Origin of the sequence: Oceanobacillus caeni (assembly GCF_042678465.1) — a bacterium.
GTDB lineage: Bacteria > Bacillota > Bacilli > Bacillales > Amphibacillaceae > Oceanobacillus > Oceanobacillus caeni.
In genome coordinates, this window is sequence record NZ_JBHTKV010000014.1 from 65,542 (window position 1) to 82,498 (window position 16,957).

The window sequence follows — 16,957 nt, forward strand, 5'->3', positions numbered from 1 at the left end:
GAACTAACCCACCTTTTCTACTTTTATTTCGATTTGCCTTTCCGCCACTTTCATTGCGGTTACATAAATCACTGCAGTTCCAACAATCCCATTAATTGGAGGAATACCAGGTACTAAATTGGCAACAACAACCCCACCAATCCAAGCTAGAATAGCAATCCAATTAATTGATTTAAATTTCATTGTTTCAAACGGTTCGTACTTTCCTCTTTTTACTAAGAAATAATCCGCTAAAATAATTGCACCGATTGACGGAAGAGTGGAACCTAATACTGTTAAGAATCCCATAAAGTTATTGTAAAGCCACATCGCTGCAATGGTTCCAACGATCCCATTAAAGATAACTACTTTACTTTTAGGGATTTTTGTAATATTAGAAAACCCTAGTCCTGAAGCATATAATGCATTATCATTCGTTGTCCAGATATTTAATCCTAATACAATAATTGCTGGGATAATGAGCCCTTGTGTATACATTACTTCTGAGATATCACCTAAGCCAAATGCAAACGTACCAATTGCTCCAAATAAGAACATGAGTGAATTACCGATCAAGAATGCAATCATCGTAGTACTTACAGCTGTTCTCCCACTCTTTGCAAATCTTGTAAAGTCAGGAGTTAATGTTCCAGCACTAACGAAAGAACCGACACAAATAGTCAATGCAGCCGCAACACCCATTGCTTCAGTTGGTTGATAATCCATTAATGCCTGAATTCCACCTGCTGTATTGGTTGCACTGATAGCAGAATAGCCCCCTAGAATGGAAATAGCTGGGATTGCAATAATACTAATAATTGTTAAAGCCTTCATTCCAAAAATTGCAGTTGCAGTCATTAAAGTTCCTAAAACAATGATTAACACGTACTCATTTATTCCTGTAAATAAGTGTACTGGAACTGCGAACATTGCTAAACCAACACCAAACCATCCAACTTGTGTGGCACCTAATAGGAATGACGGTAAGTAAGACCCTTTTTCTCCAAAAGCATAGCGAGCAAGTAAGTGTGTGGAAAGACCTGTCTTAAATGCAATAAATGCTAAGGCACCAGTATATAATCCTAAAATTAAATTTCCTATAAATACAATCCAAATAAATTCTTTAAATGTTAGGCCTGCACCTAATTCTCCCCCAGATAACATACTTGCTGAGAAAAATGTTAAACTCATCATTACTGCTAACATACTCCAAAAGCCAGTTCTACTTCCCTGTGGAACAGCTTGTAATGAAAATTCCTTATCTACCTTTTGCATACCAATTCCTCCTTAAAGTGGACTGGCACCGAAGAATTGACTTTTGGAAATAAAAAAAAAGGCTCCTTGCCATTTCTGACAAGAAGCCCAGTCAAAGATAGGATTGATCTAAGCATAATCATCCCATCTTCATTTCCGTTGTCCTTGTCAGCCTCTCTGGACTGATTTAAAGGTACCAGTATTAAATTAATTACATTAAAACAAAATAATCATAAATTGTCAATGAAAAATATAGGCCTTACCTTCCGTATTCCTCATCCAAATCTACCAGATATATAATCTTCCGTCCGTTTATCTGATGGATTGGAGAAGATTTTATTCGTGTTATCGAATTCTACAACCTCTCCGTTTAAAAAGAAAGCGGTTCGATCGGAAATACGTGCTGCTTGTTGCATATTATGAGTAACCATAATAATAGAATAATCCTTTTTCAGTTCTTGAACTAACTCTTCAATTTTAAGCGTTGATTTAGGGTCAAGCGCTGAAGTTGGCTCATCCATTAAGATTACATCCGGTTGTATTGCCAGCGCTCTAGCAATACATAAACGTTGCTGCTGACCACCAGAAAGTCCAAATGCATTTTCATTTAGACGATCCTTTAACTCATCCCAAATATAGGCACCACGCAAACTTCTTTCGACAATTTGATCTAGTAACTTTTTATTACGGATACCATGTATTTTGGGACCATAGGCAATATTTTCATAGATAGACTTTGGAAAAGGATTCGGTTTTTGAAATACCATACCTACTTTTGTACGTAAATCTTCTACTTTCATCGTTTTACCTAAAATGTTATTTCCTTTATAAGAAATCGAACCAGTTGTACGAACACCTGGTACTAACTCAACCATACGATTTAACGTTTTAATGTAGGTAGATTTGCCACACCCTGAAGGACCAATAATGGCTGTTACTTCTTTTTCATGTATTTCCAAATTAATATTTTTCAAAGCATGTGTATGACCGTACCAAAGATTTAATTCTTTTGTATCATAAACAATATTATTTTTTTGTGTATTTATTTTCTTTGCTATACTTTCCTTTGCTGTGGGATTAACTTGTAAACCCATTTTATTTGCGATAACGCCCATTCTCATCACTCCTTTATGAAGATTATTGTTCGCGAAATTTCTAAACTAGTATCAAGCTATCAAGAGACTCGCACTATTAATATCTATGTTGAAACTTATTTCGAATAAAAATTGCTACGGAGTTAAGCAGGAATAAGAGAGCAAGTAGAACAATAATAGTTGCGCCAGCTAAGTTCGCATATTCTGCCACTAGGGATGAATCCAAAGTCCAGTAATAAATTTGCATCGGTAGAGCTGTAAACGTATCAAACAGCCCTTCCGGAAATGGAATTAACAATGCTGGAATTCCTAGTACAGTTAGGGGTGCTGTTTCTCCAATCGCACGTGATAGAGATAAAATGGATCCTGTCAAAATACTTGGTAAAGCTGCAGGCAAGATTACTCTTCTAATCGTTTGCCACTTTGTAGCCCCCATCCCATAAGATGCCTCAGCTAGATGCCCAGGTACTGCTCTAAGTGCTTCCTGTGCAGATACAATTAAAATTGGTAGTACTAATAAAGATAAAGTTAAACCACCAGCTAAAACAACATTTCCAAAATCCATCATACGAACAAAAACAGTTAAACCTAATAGTCCATAAACAATCGATGGTACACCTGCTAGATTAGAAATGTTCGTTTCAATAAATGACTTAAACTTCCCTCTTTTTGCGTAAAGCTCTAAATAAATAGCAGTTCCCACTCCTACTATTAGTGTAACCGGAATAACAACTAGCACGACCCACACCGTTCCAAGTAAAGCACCCATAATACCGGCACGATCAGGATCTGTAGATAATCTACCCGTTAGGAAATCCATATGAAGGAAACTAATCCCATCCATTACTACTCTTATCATTAAAATGGCGAGGACAAAAAGACCAAATAAAGTAGATAAAAAGAAAATGAATTTCCATATTCTATTATTTCTCACCCGGGAGTTCATTCTATTTTTTAATTGTGTTTCGTCAAATTGCTTAATCATCAATATTCCTCCCTAAACTTACGGGAAATATATCTTGCAAATAAATTCATTAATAGAGTAAAGACAAAAAGGGTAATAGCCACAGCATAAAGACTATAATATATCGTCGTACCAGCGGCAGCTTCTCCACCAGCGACTTCAACAATGTATGCAGTCATGGTTTGCATAGATTGAGTAATGTCAAAAGTAAAGTTTTTGGAACTCCCACTAGCAATCGTAACAATCATTGTTTCACCAATAGCCCGGGAAATACCAAGAACGAATGAGGCAATAATTCCCGAAAAAGCAGCAGGAATAACTACCTTGAATGTTGTTTCTAATTTTGTTGCTCCCATTGCTAAAGATCCTTCTCTCATTGCATTCGGAACAGACGTCATGGCATCTTCAGAAAGAGATGCAATCATGGGGATAATCATAACCCCCATTACCAAGCCAGGGCTAAGAATATTCGTAGCTCCTACTTCTGGAAAAATAGAGCGAATAAGAGGTGTTACAAATGTAAAAGCAAAAAATCCATATACAATCGTCGGAATACCAGCTAAAATTTCTAATAATGGTTTTAATACTCTTCTAACTTTTTCTGACGCATACTCACTTAAATAAATAGCAGACATAAGGCCAATTGGACCCGCAACAAGCATAGCAATAGCAGTAGAAATAAGCGTACCGTTAATAAGGGGTAAAATACCGAATTCTGGATTTTGACTTAATGGTTTTAAAACAGCACCAGTAAAAAACTCCCAAATTGGTACAGCTCTAAAAAATTGAATTGCTTGTGATAATAACGTATAGAGTATCCCTAGAGTCGTAAGGATAGTTATTGACGCTAAAAGAAATAAAATGGTAGGAATCCATTTTTCAACTAGGTTCGATACATTTTTCTTTTGTTTATTTTGCGCAATTATTTCACTAACATGAATCGCTTCTTGCTTTACCTCGCTGATCTTCTGCATTATGTTAGGACTCCTTCCAACATGGAAACTTTAGAAACTAAGATGAGAGCACAATTGGCCCTCATCTTAATAGGTTTCAAAGTTTCCTAAATATCAATTATTTATTAGCTTCTAGCTCTTCAAGTTGAGCTTGTGCTTCTTCTTCTGGAATAGGTGCGAATCCAGTTTCTCCAGCAAAGTCATTCATGGTTTCTAATACATAAGTTGCATAATCGAATACTTGGGCCTTTTCTTTTGCATGGTTCACATTTAAATATGTGAATACTGGACGTGTATAATTAGCATAAGGGCCTTCTTCACCAATTGTATCTAGAGATGGAACGACAGCACCTTCGCCAAAATCAATACCTACTGCTTGTACTTTATCTTTGTTACTATCGTAGTATCCAAATCCAAAGAACCCAATTGCGTTAACATCTTCTGCTACTAAAGTTACTAAAGTAGAATAATCTTGTTGAAGATTAATCGTTTTTACTAAATCCTGTTCTTCAAGAATAGTTTCATAGAAGAATTCGTAAGTTCCATGGTTTTCATTTGGACCATATGTTTGAATTTCTTCTTCAGGCCAATCCGGATTGATTTCAGACCACTTTGTTACATTACCTAAGAAGATATCCTTCACTTGATCTTCTGTTAATTCAGTTGCAAAGTCATTTTCTGGGTTAACCACAATTGTTAAACCGTCTAAAGCAACTTTTAATTCCATTACTTCTATTCCAAGCTCATCTGCTTTTACTTGTTCTTCCTCTTTAATTTCACGAGATGCATCGTTAAAGTCCGTTCCATCTTCTGCTAGAAATTTTTTAAAACCGGCACTTGTTCCAGCACGACTAACTTCAACAGATACATTCGGTTGTTCGTTAATCATATATTCTTCAGCTAATCTAGACATTAGGGGGTAAACCGTACCAGAACCATCAATGGCAACATTTCCTTCTAATTCGTTGGATGCTTCATCGCCAGAAGTATTTGATTCTTCTGCCGCCCCTCCACAAGCTGCTAGAAATAGTACTAGTCCTACAACAACCAACATAAGGTACTTCTTGAACTTCATTACTTTGTCCTCCCCGAATAAGTCCTTTGAATTTTGATGAACGGATCATTCCGCCTCTCAATTCCATAGTATAGTAGCTGAATGTAAAGAACGTATGATGTGAATGTAAATGTTTTGTAAACTCGGGGAATTAATCATCAGAAATAAGTTATAGAGTTTGGAATTCTATAGCTTCTTCTCATCTAATTTTATTGATATACTAGTAGTTATTCCATAAAGTATAGGGGTGTTAATTGTGGTTAAAGTCATGAAGATCACATTACATATAATCATCCTATGTTTACTAGCGTCTTTAGGAAATTGGATTCAACACACATTTCATCTGTTGATTCCAGGTAGTGTGATAGGAATGATCATTCTTTTTATTCTATTATTCTTTAACATTGTGAAACTTTCATGGATTGATGAAGGAGCAAAGTTCATGGTTCGCCATTTAACTTTATTTTTCATTCCAGCAACAGTAGGAATTATCGACTACTTCGATTTATTTCTGGGGAAAGGTATCCTATTATTTTTCATCGTTATCATTAGTACCATACTTGTCATGGTAAGTTCTGGATGGATTAGTCAGTGGCTAATCATGAGGAAGGAATGAGTATGATTCATTTATTAATTGGCATTACAGCAATCATAGGCACGGTTATCACTTATTACGCAGCATTAAAGATTCACCATAAATATCATTATCCTTTTACGTTACCTATGTTAATCGCAACCATTATCATTGTTCTTATTTTACTCATCATCCCTATATCCTATGAGACGTATATGATAGGTGGGGAGTGGATTAATAAGTTACTTGGCCCAGCAGTTGTTGCATTGGCCTATCCACTATACATGGAACGAAAGCTTTTGAAAAAAATGGTTGTTCCAATCCTTGTTGGAACTTGTATAGGAGCATTGGTGGGAATTTCTACTGGAGTACTTCTTGCAAAGTGGGCTGGATTTGGAGAGGAAATACTACTTACGATTAGCTCCAAGTCTGTGACAACTCCCATTTCTATGGCCATCACGGAATCGTTGGATGGGATAACTTCACTAGCAGCTATCTTTGTTATGATTGCCGGAGTAGGTGGGGCAGTATTACATTCCTATGTTTATAAATATACAAAGATCCACCATTATCTAGGAAAAGGAATTGGACTCGGAAGTGCCTCGCATGGCATCGGTACTGCCGCAGCACTTGAGAATAGCCAATTGGAAGGATCGATTAGTTCTATCGCCATGTCCATTAGTGCCGTAGTTGTTTCTGTCATTACTCCATGGATGATGAATTTGTTATTATAAAGAAAAATCAGTGCAGTATAGATTGCACTGATTTTTTATTCCAATACTTCATCGCTTTTCACACCAGTATCTTTACTCGCCTTTTCTTCTTCCATTTGCTTTTCCTTCTTCTTTAACACTTCCGCCAACTCATCCTCTAACGTTGCATCTGTCATTTCCACACCGGATCTATATGCCGCTCTTATGATGAGATGACCAGCGACGGGAGATGTCAAAAGGACAAATACAATTCCCATAATCATGCGGACACTAAAAATTGACTCGGACACCAATAAATAAATAAATACTCCAGATAGAGTAAGGGAAACTGCCAAGGTAGAGGACTTCGTGGCAGCGTGTGAACGAGAATAAACATCTTGAAAACGAATAATACCAATGGCACTAATTACTGCCATTATCGAACCTACCAAAATCAAGAGTGCTGCAATAAACTCAATCATCCCGTTTACGCTCAATGATAACGCCGCCCTTCTCAATAAATTTGGAGAAGGCAATTGTACTAATAAAAGCTAAAACTGCCAATATGAGGATAACGTCAAAGAAGGCCTTCGTGTCTAAAATCACTGATACAATAGCAATCGCTGTAATAAGATTAACCCCAATCATATCTAGTGCAATCACTCGGTCAGGTAAGCTCGGCCCAAAAATAATTCGGTATAATGCTATTACTATAGCTACGCCAAATAATGTGAAGGATACTTGTAACATCGTTTCAATCATTATCTGGTCACCCCCATAATTGCCTCTTCAAATTTGTGTAAAGATCTTATTAAATTCTCTTTGGATTCTTGGACATCGATTGCGTGAATATAAAATGCGTCCCCTTCTGGTGTTACCTCAACTACAACGGAACCCGGAGTTGTGATTAAAAGTAAGGCGAGAAGCGGGACTTCCCATTCACCTCTTAATTTCGTCTCAAATTTAAATATTCCTGGCTTTACATTTATTTTTGGGCTAAGAATTTGCTTTAATACTTGATAACTTGATTTGGTTATCTCTGATAGATAAATTAGAATCAACTTTATAAAGGCAAAAAGCCTACCTAAGTAAAAACGTTTCCCGAAAAAACGATGCATTAAATATAAAATACCAATTCCTACAATGTAGCCTGTCGCAAATGTAGTAAGATAAAATTGGTCCTCATCTTGGAAAAACATCCATAGGAATGCTATTGACAAGTTTATAATAAACTGGGCGGGCATGGTATACCTCCTAATAAAACGTACTTTAGAATTTCAGTTAATCTTGTGTCAATACCGCATCAATATAATCACTAGGGTTTAATAATGTATTTGCTGCATCACTAACATAAGGAAAAATGAACTCAGCACCCAATCCCAGAACAATAGTCCCAATTGTTAGGATGGCGCATGGAATCATCCATCCATTTTTCATAGGTATTTCATCTTCTGAGCTAATAATCGTTTCTCCCCAAAAGCATTGAAGGAAAACCCGAAGAAGCGAGTACAAAACAAAGATACTTGAAAGGAAAGCTAAGGCAAGTAAGATATAAGACCCTGTTTCAATCGTCCCTTGACCTACGAGCACTTTCCCAATAAAACCACTAAGTGGTGGAACTCCAGCTAATGATAACATGACAATAAAGAACATCCATCCTAATAGTGGATAATTTCGTATAAGTCCACTCATCTCATCAATTCTAGTCGTGCCTGTCACTGAAATCATGGTACCAGCTAATAGAAATAATAGTGCTTTAACAATCATATCGTGCATCAAATAATAAATAGAACCTTCTAATGCCTCTGGCGTTGCTACAGCCAAACCTACCAGAATAAAACCAACTGCTATGACGACATTATAAGTGACAATTAAACGTATGTCTTTATACGCAACAGCCCCAATACTTCCACCAATCAATGTTAAAGCCGCTAATACAGTGATAAAGGTGTGTGTAATAGAAGGATCATGATAAAAGAATAGTGTAAATACACGAATCATTGCATAAATCCCAACTTTTGTTAATAATGCTCCAAATAATGCAGCGACTGCGGTTGGCGCAATACTATAAGAGCCCGGAAGCCAGAAATAAAGTAATAGTCCAGCTTTCAAGGCAAAGACCGTTAAAAACACAATACTAATAACGGTCAACAAAGGCGTTTGACCTGATTCAGCTATCCGTTCTGAAATATGAGCCATATTTAATGTTCCAATGGCACCATATAAGTATGCAATGGCAACAAGGAAAAACCATGAAGACAAGACATTGATTAATACATACTTAATGGATTCTCTTAATTGTACTTTTTCTCCTCCTAAGGCAATAAGCACATAGGATGCAAGTAACATAATTTCAAAGCAAACATACAAATTGAACAAATCACCGGTTAAAAATGAGCCATTCACACCGGCTACTAAAAAGTTCACAAAAGAATAAAAGTACATTTTTTCGCGAGCTTCTCCAATGGAAGAAAAAGCATAAATAAGGCAAATTGCCGCCACTAAACTTGTTAGCAGAACAAGAATTAATGCGAATGAATCCGCAACAAACGAAATACCAAATGGAGGCATCCAACCACTGAAGTCAATACGCTGTATTCCAGCTATTTGATTAAGATGTAATAAATAAGCAGCAATCCCTATATTACCTATCATGACAATGAAACTAATCCATCTTTGTAGCTTAATTTGGTTACGGAAGAAAACAAACAATATACCTGCTAAAACAGGAATGACCATTGGTAAGACAACCAGATTATTCATCTTTAATACCTCTCCATTCAAACAGATTATCTGTCCCTGTTTCACGGTACGTACGATAGGCTAAAACTAATAATATAGCAGTTACTGCAAAACTGATCACGATAGAAGTTAAAATAAGTGCTTGTGGTAGAGGATCAACGTATGATAACGCCTCATCCGTTAAAATAGGAACTTCACCGCTTTTAAGTCCTCTTCCCATCGACATAATTAATAAATGTGCCGCATGAGAAAGTACGGCTGTACCTAATATAACCCTCAGCACACTTCTTGAAAGAATTAAATATGTTGCTACTGATACCAAAACACCTGTTAGGATGGTGGTTAAAGTTTCCATAAATTACACATCCTCAACTATACTTAAAATAATGGTTACGACAACTCCGACAACAACTAACGCAACACCGGCTTCAAAAATAGTAACCGTCGTTAACTCCGTTTCCCCAAAAAAAGGGAGATCAAAATAAGCAAAGGTTTGCGATAGAAACGGTTCACCAAAAAGGAGCGAGCCAAAGCCCGTTGTAACCGAAATAAACGCTCCTAAAGCAGCAACCTTTTTAAAATCAAAGGGAATGGCGCCCCGTACCGTCTCAATATCAAAGGAAACAAAAAGCAATACCAAAGCCGCAGCTACTACTAGACCACCAATAAATCCTCCCCCAGGACTATGATGTCCAGATAAAAACAAATAAACAGCTAAGGTTAATATAATAAATACAACAAGCTTTACAACTGCTCGTAAAATAACGTTATTTGTCTTCAAGGGGATTATCCCCCTTTCTTGCCTTTAGTTTAATGAACGTATAAACCCCTAGTCCTGCGATAAGCAATACTACTACTTCAAGCATTGTATCAAAAGCCCTAAAATCCCCAAGAATCGCATTGACAATATTAGTTGCCCCGGCAAGTTCATATGCATTTTCATAAAAGCTTGAAATAGATTCAAATAGCTTCCCGTTTTGAACAGCTAAAGCGATCGTAGTAAATATGACACCTACCGCAACAGATACAATGCCATTAACAATCTTGGAGCGTTTTTTACTATCTTCTTTCTTCCATTCAGGTAGAAAATAATACGCAGCAAGGAATAGTACGGTTGTTACTGTTTCTATTACGGTTTGGGTTAACGCCAAATCTGGTGCACGGAATATAACAAAAAATATTGAAACCCCATAACCCAACACACTATTTAAAAGAATTGCAGTTAGGCGAGACTTAACGAGTAACATAGAGATAGCCGCAATAATCATCGCTATCGTGATTAGCCACTCAAACTCAGTTACAGTAGAGTATTGTTCGATATCGAATAAAAATGCTTTTGTATTTAACAATGTTCCACCGACAGCAATTATGAAAAAGATGTAAATATAGACCATATAATCTCTTAGATGACCAGTCATATAGGAATTGGTAATGATCTTTGATACCTTTTCGATTAGCTCTAAACTATTGCCATACAACGCATTGAAAGATAACTTCTCTGGAAGAATCCAATTATATAGTCCCTTCCAATGACGAAGAAAAATAAATAGGAATGCTCCAAACACAATAACACCAATCGTCATCTTTAATTCTAGATTAAAGCCATGCCACGCAGAAACATGCTGACCAAGGTATTCCGCACCTAGTTGAGGGAAAATGCTATACATAGCCGGTTTGATTACATAATTCCCCAAAACGTTCGGAAAGAAGAAAATTAGAATTACAAATAAACCTAGAACTATCGGTGAAAATAGCATTCCAAATGGAGCCTCATGTGCAGGGTGTTCCAATTTCTCTTCCTGGTATTTCCCAAGAAAGGTTTTGAAAACAAAAATCATACAATAAACAAATGTTAGTATACTTGCTGCCCAGGCAACCACAGGAATCAAGCCCATCCATACTTCAGAAGTAAAATGAAGTTCACGAACGCTTAATATAGATGTAAAGAACATCTCTTTACTAAGGAATCCATTAAAAGGTGGTAGACCCGCCATAGAGAAACTTCCAATGATAGAAATCGTAAACGTAATTGGCATTAAGGTAGCTAATCCACCAAGTCTCCGTATATCACGTGTACCTAGTTCATGGTCAACAATCCCTACAACCATAAACAGTGCTCCTTTAAATGTGGAGTGATTAATTAAGTGGAAAATTGCTGCAAACGCAGCTTGTGTATAAATGACCATATTCATAGAATGTCCATGTCTAAGTGCGACTGAACTTATCCCAATCATACTCATGATCATACCAAGTTGACTAATAGTCGAATAAGCCAAAAGGGCCTTAAGATCTGTTTGTCTAATCGCATTAAACGATCCCCAGAATAACGTAATGATACCTACTATCGTGACTACCCAGAACCATGTTAGTTCTCCACCGAAAACAGGTGTAAACCTCGCAACTAAATAAATTCCTGCCTTTACCATGGTTGCCGAATGTAAATAAGCACTAACAGGGGTTGGAGCTTCCATCGCAGTTGGTAACCAAATGTGAAACGGATATTGAGCAGATTTCGTAAACGCACCAAGTAAAATTAATAACATTGCCGGAATAAATAGTGGATGGTCGTGAAAGCCGGAAATCGTTGTAATCATTTCACGAATACTCATCGTTCCCGTCATTACATAGAGCATAATAAAACCTACAAGCATTCCAAAACCACCACTTATCGTAATAAGCAGTGATTTTTGAGCCCCATCCCTTGAACTTTTCCGATGATACCAGAACGCAATTAGTAGGAAGGAGGAAATACTTGTTAATTCCCAAAATACATATAAAACCATGATATTGTCAGAGAATACAACACCGAGCATCGCACCCATGAATAGTAACAAATACGTATAAAAATGAGATAAATTTTCTTCACTTGATAAATAATAAATAGAATAAATAGTAACTAGGGAACCTATACCAGTAATTAATAAGGCAAAAATTAAACTTAATCCATCTAAATATGTTATGAAATTTATGTTATAGGACGGAATCCATTCAAATGTATATAGATACGTCTCTCCACTTGCAATGTTAGGTATATAACTTACAAGATAGAGGAATAATGCGGTTGAAACTAAGAAAACAAACCAACCAACATGAATCCCCTTTATTCTTTTGTAAATAATTGGTACAATCATGGCAGCTAAAAAAGGAATAATAATAGCTAAATTAACAGTGTACAAATCGGGACCTCCATTTCAAAAATGTCTGACTTCTTTCTTTAGAAAACTTGGCGTTCGCTTTAGCTTGGACGAAAACCTTACGTTTATGCAGTTTTTTCGATGGGGCAGGTAATCGGAGCCCCAGACAGGAAGGTTTTTATATTTTCCTACCTACTTTAGAAAAATTGCGTCCATACCATCTGTGAACATCATGCATATATTATTAATGCTCATTAACATTATGATTTCTTTAATAAAATTGATTGTAAATAAGGGGATCTTTTAAGTATCTATCGTGGAATTAATAAGTGCATAAGCACAAATTAATAATGATAGAAATAATAAGGAATTATTTGATAAATGACGATAATTGAATTTTTATCAATAATATAATTATAACTTATCGAGCTAAACATTGCACTTCTGTTGTTTTATCGATTTGGATATTGTTTTTATGTTACAAATCACTTATGCTATATGGAAACACCTTTAGATATTATTTTTTCCCAAACCCTTTTTTAAAAGAGAGGATGTTCAAAAAGTCCGGTGAAAAAGACACTTCGCATTTCTTCGTTGGCTTGCTTTTCCGCTCCTTGGAAAAGAAAACCACTTTTCCGGCGTGCAAGAGCGTCTGCTCACGTATTAATTGCATACGTTCCGCTGCTCAAAGCTACTCCGCCTCGAACTGCTCGGTCCTTTTCATCCTCCTTTTTGAACACGCACTAAAATTTATGGTTCACGGGAATAAAATATCATGTTAAAATATTAAAGTTTTAGTAAGAATATAATGGATGAAATATAAGAGGTGAATTTGCCGTCATGAGAAAAATTAAAGGTCGAATGGACGAAAGTATTTTAGTTTGTGTGTACTACGGCCCTAATGGCGAAAGGTTAATAAGACGAGGACATAAATTGGCCAAAATTATGGATTGTCCATTATATGTACTTACAGTAGATCAAAAGCCATACGACGAGTTCGACGCTGAAAAGTCTGGTTATGTTGATAGTTGGAAAGAACTATGCGATGAATTGGATGTAGATGAATTTATTATCCGAGATAATGAAAGTCGTCCTCTAGTTAAAACAATTAAAGAAGTTGCACATAACCATAACATTACTCAAATTATCATTGGCCAAAGTCCACAAAATCGTTGGGAAGAAATTACAAAAGGCTCATTTGTAAATGTTCTTCTACGTGAACTAACATTTATAGATCTTCATATTGTATCCATTGATCGTACACTCAAGAGTGAAGGTGACACGATGTTTGAAAAAGGCGTTCGTGCTTTCCTAGAACAAGACGGAGAAACTTACCGATTACGTTTTACTAGATCAAAGAACAATCTTTATGAAGGAATTTTCTATAAGGAGATTGGAACAGATTTTAATAATGGGATATTTAAATTTGTTAATAACAGAGGAAAAACATGCCAAGTGCATATCACGGAGGATATTGCAACAGGGAAAATGAGCGAACCTCCTAATGTAAAAAGGGAAAAATAAAAGAAACAGTGTGGCCAAAGTGCTACACTGTTTCTTTTATTTTAGTGGTTTTTTAACTTATAGTTCTTTATCGCTTAAATACTCATTTGGTGTTTCTCCACCATGTGGGTTTGAATTCTTAAATGGACTTTTTCTTCCGTTTCTTGTTTCCCCATGGTTTTTTCTTTCTTTAAACTGTCTGTTTCCGCCTGCTTTATTGCTTCCCATAATAAATTCCTCCTTGCTTAAGTTCGGCAAATGCATGCACTTATGCAAATCTTCACGCCGGCAGCTCCAGGATAAGAAACTTTTATATTTCTTATCTACCAATTAGTTTTTGAAGGAAGGAGGAATTTATTCAGGAACAGATTGTACCTTAATCAGAAGTCTGAGCAGCTTTCGATTCATTAATCCGTACCATTCTTTCTAATTTGTCCAGTTCATCAAATAATTCAATTAAGCTATTTGCAATAGGAAATACATAGGACCACTTTGTAAATTCAGAACCTTGAAGTTCATCAATTAAGTTGTTAATCGTTACATGCATCGCAGCCTTTATTTCCTTTTGCAGATTCAAATCTAATTTTACTTTTTCTTCATACATAAGGAATATATTTTCACTATAGCCATTTAGTCCACTTATTAATTTCTTTATCAAATAACTTCTTGTACTTGAGTCTTCTATTTCACCTAAGTTTTTCTCTAAATGGATAATTAATGTATACTGCCTTTCTAATACTCGAATCATATGTTTATAAATAATAATACTTCTTAAAAATTCCATTTTATTTTTTATAAATAAGCGATTCCGTTCATCTGAGATAATTTCATAATAATCCTTAGCCTTTGAGATTAGCTTCTCAATTTCACGATCTTCTTCTTTTTGTTTCGGTATGCTTAATGTTTTATTTGGAATAACTCGTAATAGAAAATGTATTTTTTCACTCGTCTTTTTCACAAGGTTATATAAATTCTTCTTATGATCTGGTGGAAAAATAAAAGCATTCACTAAAAAGGCAGCAATAACTCCTATCGCAATAAGTGATATTCGTTCAACAATATAAACAAAATTAATACTATCATCACTTGCAAGCATCATCGCCATGATGGTCAATGCAGTTAAACTGACCGTTTTATTTAATCCTAGCTTTATGTTGATTGCAATCGATATAATCACCACAGCACCAACCGATAGTGGATGTGTCCCAAGCAAAAAAGTACCCAACAATGAGAAAATGACAGCAACACCATTTCCAATCAATACTTCCTTAATATACGTAACAGATCTCATGATGGATTGTTGCATGGCTAGTACTGAAGCAATCGCCGCAATGATATCTAATTGCAAATTTAACATCCCTGTAACCAATAATGTTAATGTTACAGCAAGCCCTGTTTTAAGCATCCTTGGACCAATATTGAATTCCATATTTACATCATACACCTCTATTTAAATGATATTGTCATTTATATGTTCGAACCACGAATCTTATTATATGCAATAACTAGAGGTCTGTCACTCGCTATTCTTTATCAAAATCGGAAGCTCCCCTACAGGCTATGAACATGACGTTCTGTCGCAACGCCTGTACTCACACATGCTTTACTTCGTAGCGACGTACGGACTGCGTCTGGCCATACCAGGTGGTCCGATTATTAAAAAACGTACCTAATAAAGAAGAATTCCATCAGTGCAGGTTTTCCTTCATCCCTCACATATGGTTAGTCGCACTTTCTTTTACGGACAGTTGATCTTCCACCCAACTTCTTTGGGTGGGATAAAAGAAGTAGATGCGGCGATATCATATTTCTCCTTATTTTTGCAGAGGACATATATATTCCTATTTTATCCACTTGAACATCATCCTTATTGAAGAATTTATCATATTTCACCCTTTTTAGCATGTACCATCCCCCCATTTTCAATCCAATCACGATTATAGAAGTGAAATGAAATCTAGGAGGATGACAAATGAAAAGGGTATTTTTGGATCCAGGCCATGGTGGATCAGATCCTGGTGCAGTAGGGCATGGCCTGAAAGAAAAGGATGTTGTATTAGATATTGCACTTCAGATTCGTCACATATTGGATAAGGAATATGAAAATGTAGAAATTCAAATGAGTAGGACAACTGACATTTCGAAAAGTTTACGCCAACGAACAAATGAAGCAAATGCGTGGAATGCGAATTATTTCATTTCTATCCACTGTAATGCATTTAATGGAAAAGCAAAGGGATATGAGGATTTTATTTTTAGCGGATTAAGTGATTCTAGTCAAAGTGCAAAATACAGAAATATCATGCATCGTGAAATATCCAACGGAATTGCCTTACAAAATAGGGGGAAGAAAAAGGCAAACTTCCACGTTTTACGAGAAACCTCCATGCCAGCCTTCTTATCTGAAAACGGCTTTATTGACAATCATTCAGATGCAGCCCTTATGAAACAAGCCTCATGGAGGAAGAAGATAGCCCAAAATCATGTAAACGGAATTGCAAAAGCACTTCAACTGAAGAAAAGGACAAATGGTAATCAAAAGAGTGACTCCTTATACAAAGTAATTGCTGGTTCCTTTCAATCAAAGGAAAAGGCACTAAATCGAGTATCTTTTCTAAAGACTCATGGTATCGAAGCATTTATTGAAACAATCACTTTATCCGGAGCAAAGTGGCATAGAGTACAATCAGGTGCTTTTTCAAACCGGAAAAATGCTGAAGCTCATCTGAAAAGAATCGAAAAGATAGGAATCGATGCTTTTATAATAGTACTCTCTTGAGATAGAAAAAACGAACGCTGATCACATGAAGATAATACGTAGTTAAATAGCAGAAAGCAATTCGGGAATCGAGTTCGCCCCTGCTACTTTTTTATAGTTTTTGGTTTCTCACGGACATTTCCTTTCCCGTTTTCATGGGTTTTGTCCGTGATAACTCCTGATATTGTATCTATAAAGTAGACAATTTTAGAAAGTGTCCTATTCATTTGATAATCTTATATATAGAATTAGATAG

General features: G+C 36.1%; 18 protein-coding genes. 4 read left to right on the forward strand and 14 right to left on the reverse strand.

Annotated elements, in window-relative coordinates; all coding sequences use genetic code 11:
* Window positions 1-3 precede the first annotated feature (3 nt).
* The 5 genes from codB to ACFQ18_RS11315 all read right to left on the reverse strand — a co-directional run bounded on the left by codB (window position 4) and on the right by ACFQ18_RS11315 (window position 5,319).
* Window positions 4-1,254 (reverse strand): cytosine permease, encoded by a 1,251-nt coding sequence (codB, locus tag ACFQ18_RS11295; RefSeq protein ID WP_204798394.1) that lies wholly within the window; start codon window positions 1,252-1,254, stop codon window positions 4-6.
* A gap of 254 nt (window positions 1,255-1,508) precedes the next feature.
* Window positions 1,509-2,348, reverse strand: a complete 840-nt coding sequence (gene pstB / locus ACFQ18_RS11300) for a phosphate ABC transporter ATP-binding protein PstB (protein WP_084824066.1) — start codon at window positions 2,346-2,348, stop codon at window positions 1,509-1,511.
* A gap of 76 nt (window positions 2,349-2,424) precedes the next feature.
* The gene (gene pstA / locus ACFQ18_RS11305) at window positions 2,425-3,312 is read right to left on the reverse strand and encodes a phosphate ABC transporter permease PstA (protein WP_204798395.1); all 888 of its coding nucleotides are present in this window, start codon (window positions 3,310-3,312) and stop codon (window positions 2,425-2,427) included.
* Window positions 3,312-4,265, reverse strand: a complete 954-nt coding sequence (gene pstC, locus ACFQ18_RS11310; RefSeq protein WP_047185190.1) for a phosphate ABC transporter permease subunit PstC — start codon at window positions 4,263-4,265, stop codon at window positions 3,312-3,314. The genes pstA and pstC overlap by 1 nt, the downstream gene beginning before the upstream one ends.
* Window positions 4,266-4,362: 97 nt before the next feature.
* Complete coding sequence (locus ACFQ18_RS11315; RefSeq protein ID WP_047185191.1) at window positions 4,363-5,319, reverse strand: PstS family phosphate ABC transporter substrate-binding protein; 957 nt, start codon at window positions 5,317-5,319, stop codon at window positions 4,363-4,365.
* 235 nt (window positions 5,320-5,554) lie between these two features.
* Here ACFQ18_RS11315 and ACFQ18_RS11320 point away from each other — a divergent pair, with 235 nt between their 5' ends.
* Both ACFQ18_RS11320 and ACFQ18_RS11325 read left to right on the forward strand, forming a co-directional pair.
* A complete protein-coding gene (locus ACFQ18_RS11320) occupies window positions 5,555-5,914 on the forward strand; it encodes a CidA/LrgA family protein (RefSeq protein WP_225344113.1) in 360 nt (119 codons plus the stop codon).
* The gene (locus tag ACFQ18_RS11325; RefSeq protein WP_328150280.1) at window positions 5,890-6,606 is read left to right on the forward strand and encodes an LrgB family protein; all 717 of its coding nucleotides are present in this window, start codon (window positions 5,890-5,892) and stop codon (window positions 6,604-6,606) included. The genes ACFQ18_RS11320 and ACFQ18_RS11325 overlap by 25 nt, the downstream gene beginning before the upstream one ends.
* A 35-nt stretch (window positions 6,607-6,641) precedes the next feature.
* On the opposite strand, the gene ACFQ18_RS11330 is transcribed toward ACFQ18_RS11325, so the two are convergent.
* Genes ACFQ18_RS11330 through ACFQ18_RS11360 form a run of 7 tightly spaced genes read right to left on the reverse strand, consistent with a single transcriptional unit; the run spans window position 6,642 to window position 12,482 of the window.
* Window positions 6,642-7,061 carry a Na+/H+ antiporter subunit G gene (locus tag ACFQ18_RS11330; protein ID WP_276516086.1) on the reverse strand — a complete coding sequence of 140 codons (420 nt, stop codon included), beginning with the start codon at window positions 7,059-7,061 and terminating at the stop codon, window positions 6,642-6,644.
* Window positions 7,039-7,326 carry a Na(+)/H(+) antiporter subunit F1 gene (locus ACFQ18_RS11335; protein WP_047185194.1) on the reverse strand — a complete coding sequence of 96 codons (288 nt, stop codon included), beginning with the start codon at window positions 7,324-7,326 and terminating at the stop codon, window positions 7,039-7,041. Before ACFQ18_RS11335 ends, ACFQ18_RS11330 begins: the two co-directional genes overlap by 23 nt.
* Entirely contained in the window at window positions 7,326-7,808 is a 483-nt protein-coding gene (locus tag ACFQ18_RS11340) for a Na+/H+ antiporter subunit E (RefSeq protein ID WP_047185195.1), read from the reverse strand. The genes ACFQ18_RS11335 and ACFQ18_RS11340 overlap by 1 nt, the downstream gene beginning before the upstream one ends.
* Window positions 7,809-7,845: 37 nt before the next feature.
* Window positions 7,846-9,327 carry a Na+/H+ antiporter subunit D gene (locus ACFQ18_RS11345; RefSeq protein ID WP_145523764.1) on the reverse strand — a complete coding sequence of 494 codons (1,482 nt, stop codon included), beginning with the start codon at window positions 9,325-9,327 and terminating at the stop codon, window positions 7,846-7,848.
* On the reverse strand, window positions 9,320-9,661 hold the full coding sequence (locus tag ACFQ18_RS11350) for a Na(+)/H(+) antiporter subunit C (RefSeq protein ID WP_047185197.1): 342 nt from the start codon (window positions 9,659-9,661) through the stop codon (window positions 9,320-9,322). The genes ACFQ18_RS11345 and ACFQ18_RS11350 overlap by 8 nt, the downstream gene beginning before the upstream one ends.
* Window positions 9,662-9,664: 3 nt before the next feature.
* Entirely contained in the window at window positions 9,665-10,087 is a 423-nt protein-coding gene (locus ACFQ18_RS11355) for a Na(+)/H(+) antiporter subunit B (protein ID WP_047185198.1), read from the reverse strand.
* A complete protein-coding gene (locus ACFQ18_RS11360; RefSeq protein WP_204798396.1) occupies window positions 10,074-12,482 on the reverse strand; it encodes a Na+/H+ antiporter subunit A in 2,409 nt (802 codons plus the stop codon). Before ACFQ18_RS11360 ends, ACFQ18_RS11355 begins: the two co-directional genes overlap by 14 nt.
* Window positions 12,483-13,280: 798 nt before the next feature.
* Here ACFQ18_RS11360 and ACFQ18_RS11365 point away from each other — a divergent pair.
* On the forward strand, window positions 13,281-13,964 hold the full coding sequence (locus tag ACFQ18_RS11365; RefSeq protein ID WP_047185200.1) for an adenine nucleotide alpha hydrolase family protein: 684 nt from the start codon (window positions 13,281-13,283) through the stop codon (window positions 13,962-13,964).
* A 57-nt stretch (window positions 13,965-14,021) separates the two neighbouring features.
* On the opposite strand, the gene ACFQ18_RS11370 is transcribed toward ACFQ18_RS11365, so the two are convergent.
* A complete protein-coding gene (locus tag ACFQ18_RS11370) occupies window positions 14,022-14,171 on the reverse strand; it encodes a hypothetical protein (protein ID WP_165589181.1) in 150 nt (49 codons plus the stop codon).
* 148 nt (window positions 14,172-14,319) lie between these two features.
* Entirely contained in the window at window positions 14,320-15,372 is a 1,053-nt protein-coding gene (locus ACFQ18_RS11375) for an FUSC family protein (protein ID WP_047185201.1), read from the reverse strand.
* Window positions 15,373-15,915: 543 nt separating this feature from the next.
* Between ACFQ18_RS11375 and ACFQ18_RS11380 the strand changes: the two genes are divergently transcribed.
* On the forward strand, window positions 15,916-16,722 hold the full coding sequence (locus ACFQ18_RS11380; protein WP_047185203.1) for an N-acetylmuramoyl-L-alanine amidase: 807 nt from the start codon (window positions 15,916-15,918) through the stop codon (window positions 16,720-16,722).
* Window positions 16,723-16,957: the final 235 nt, after the last annotated feature.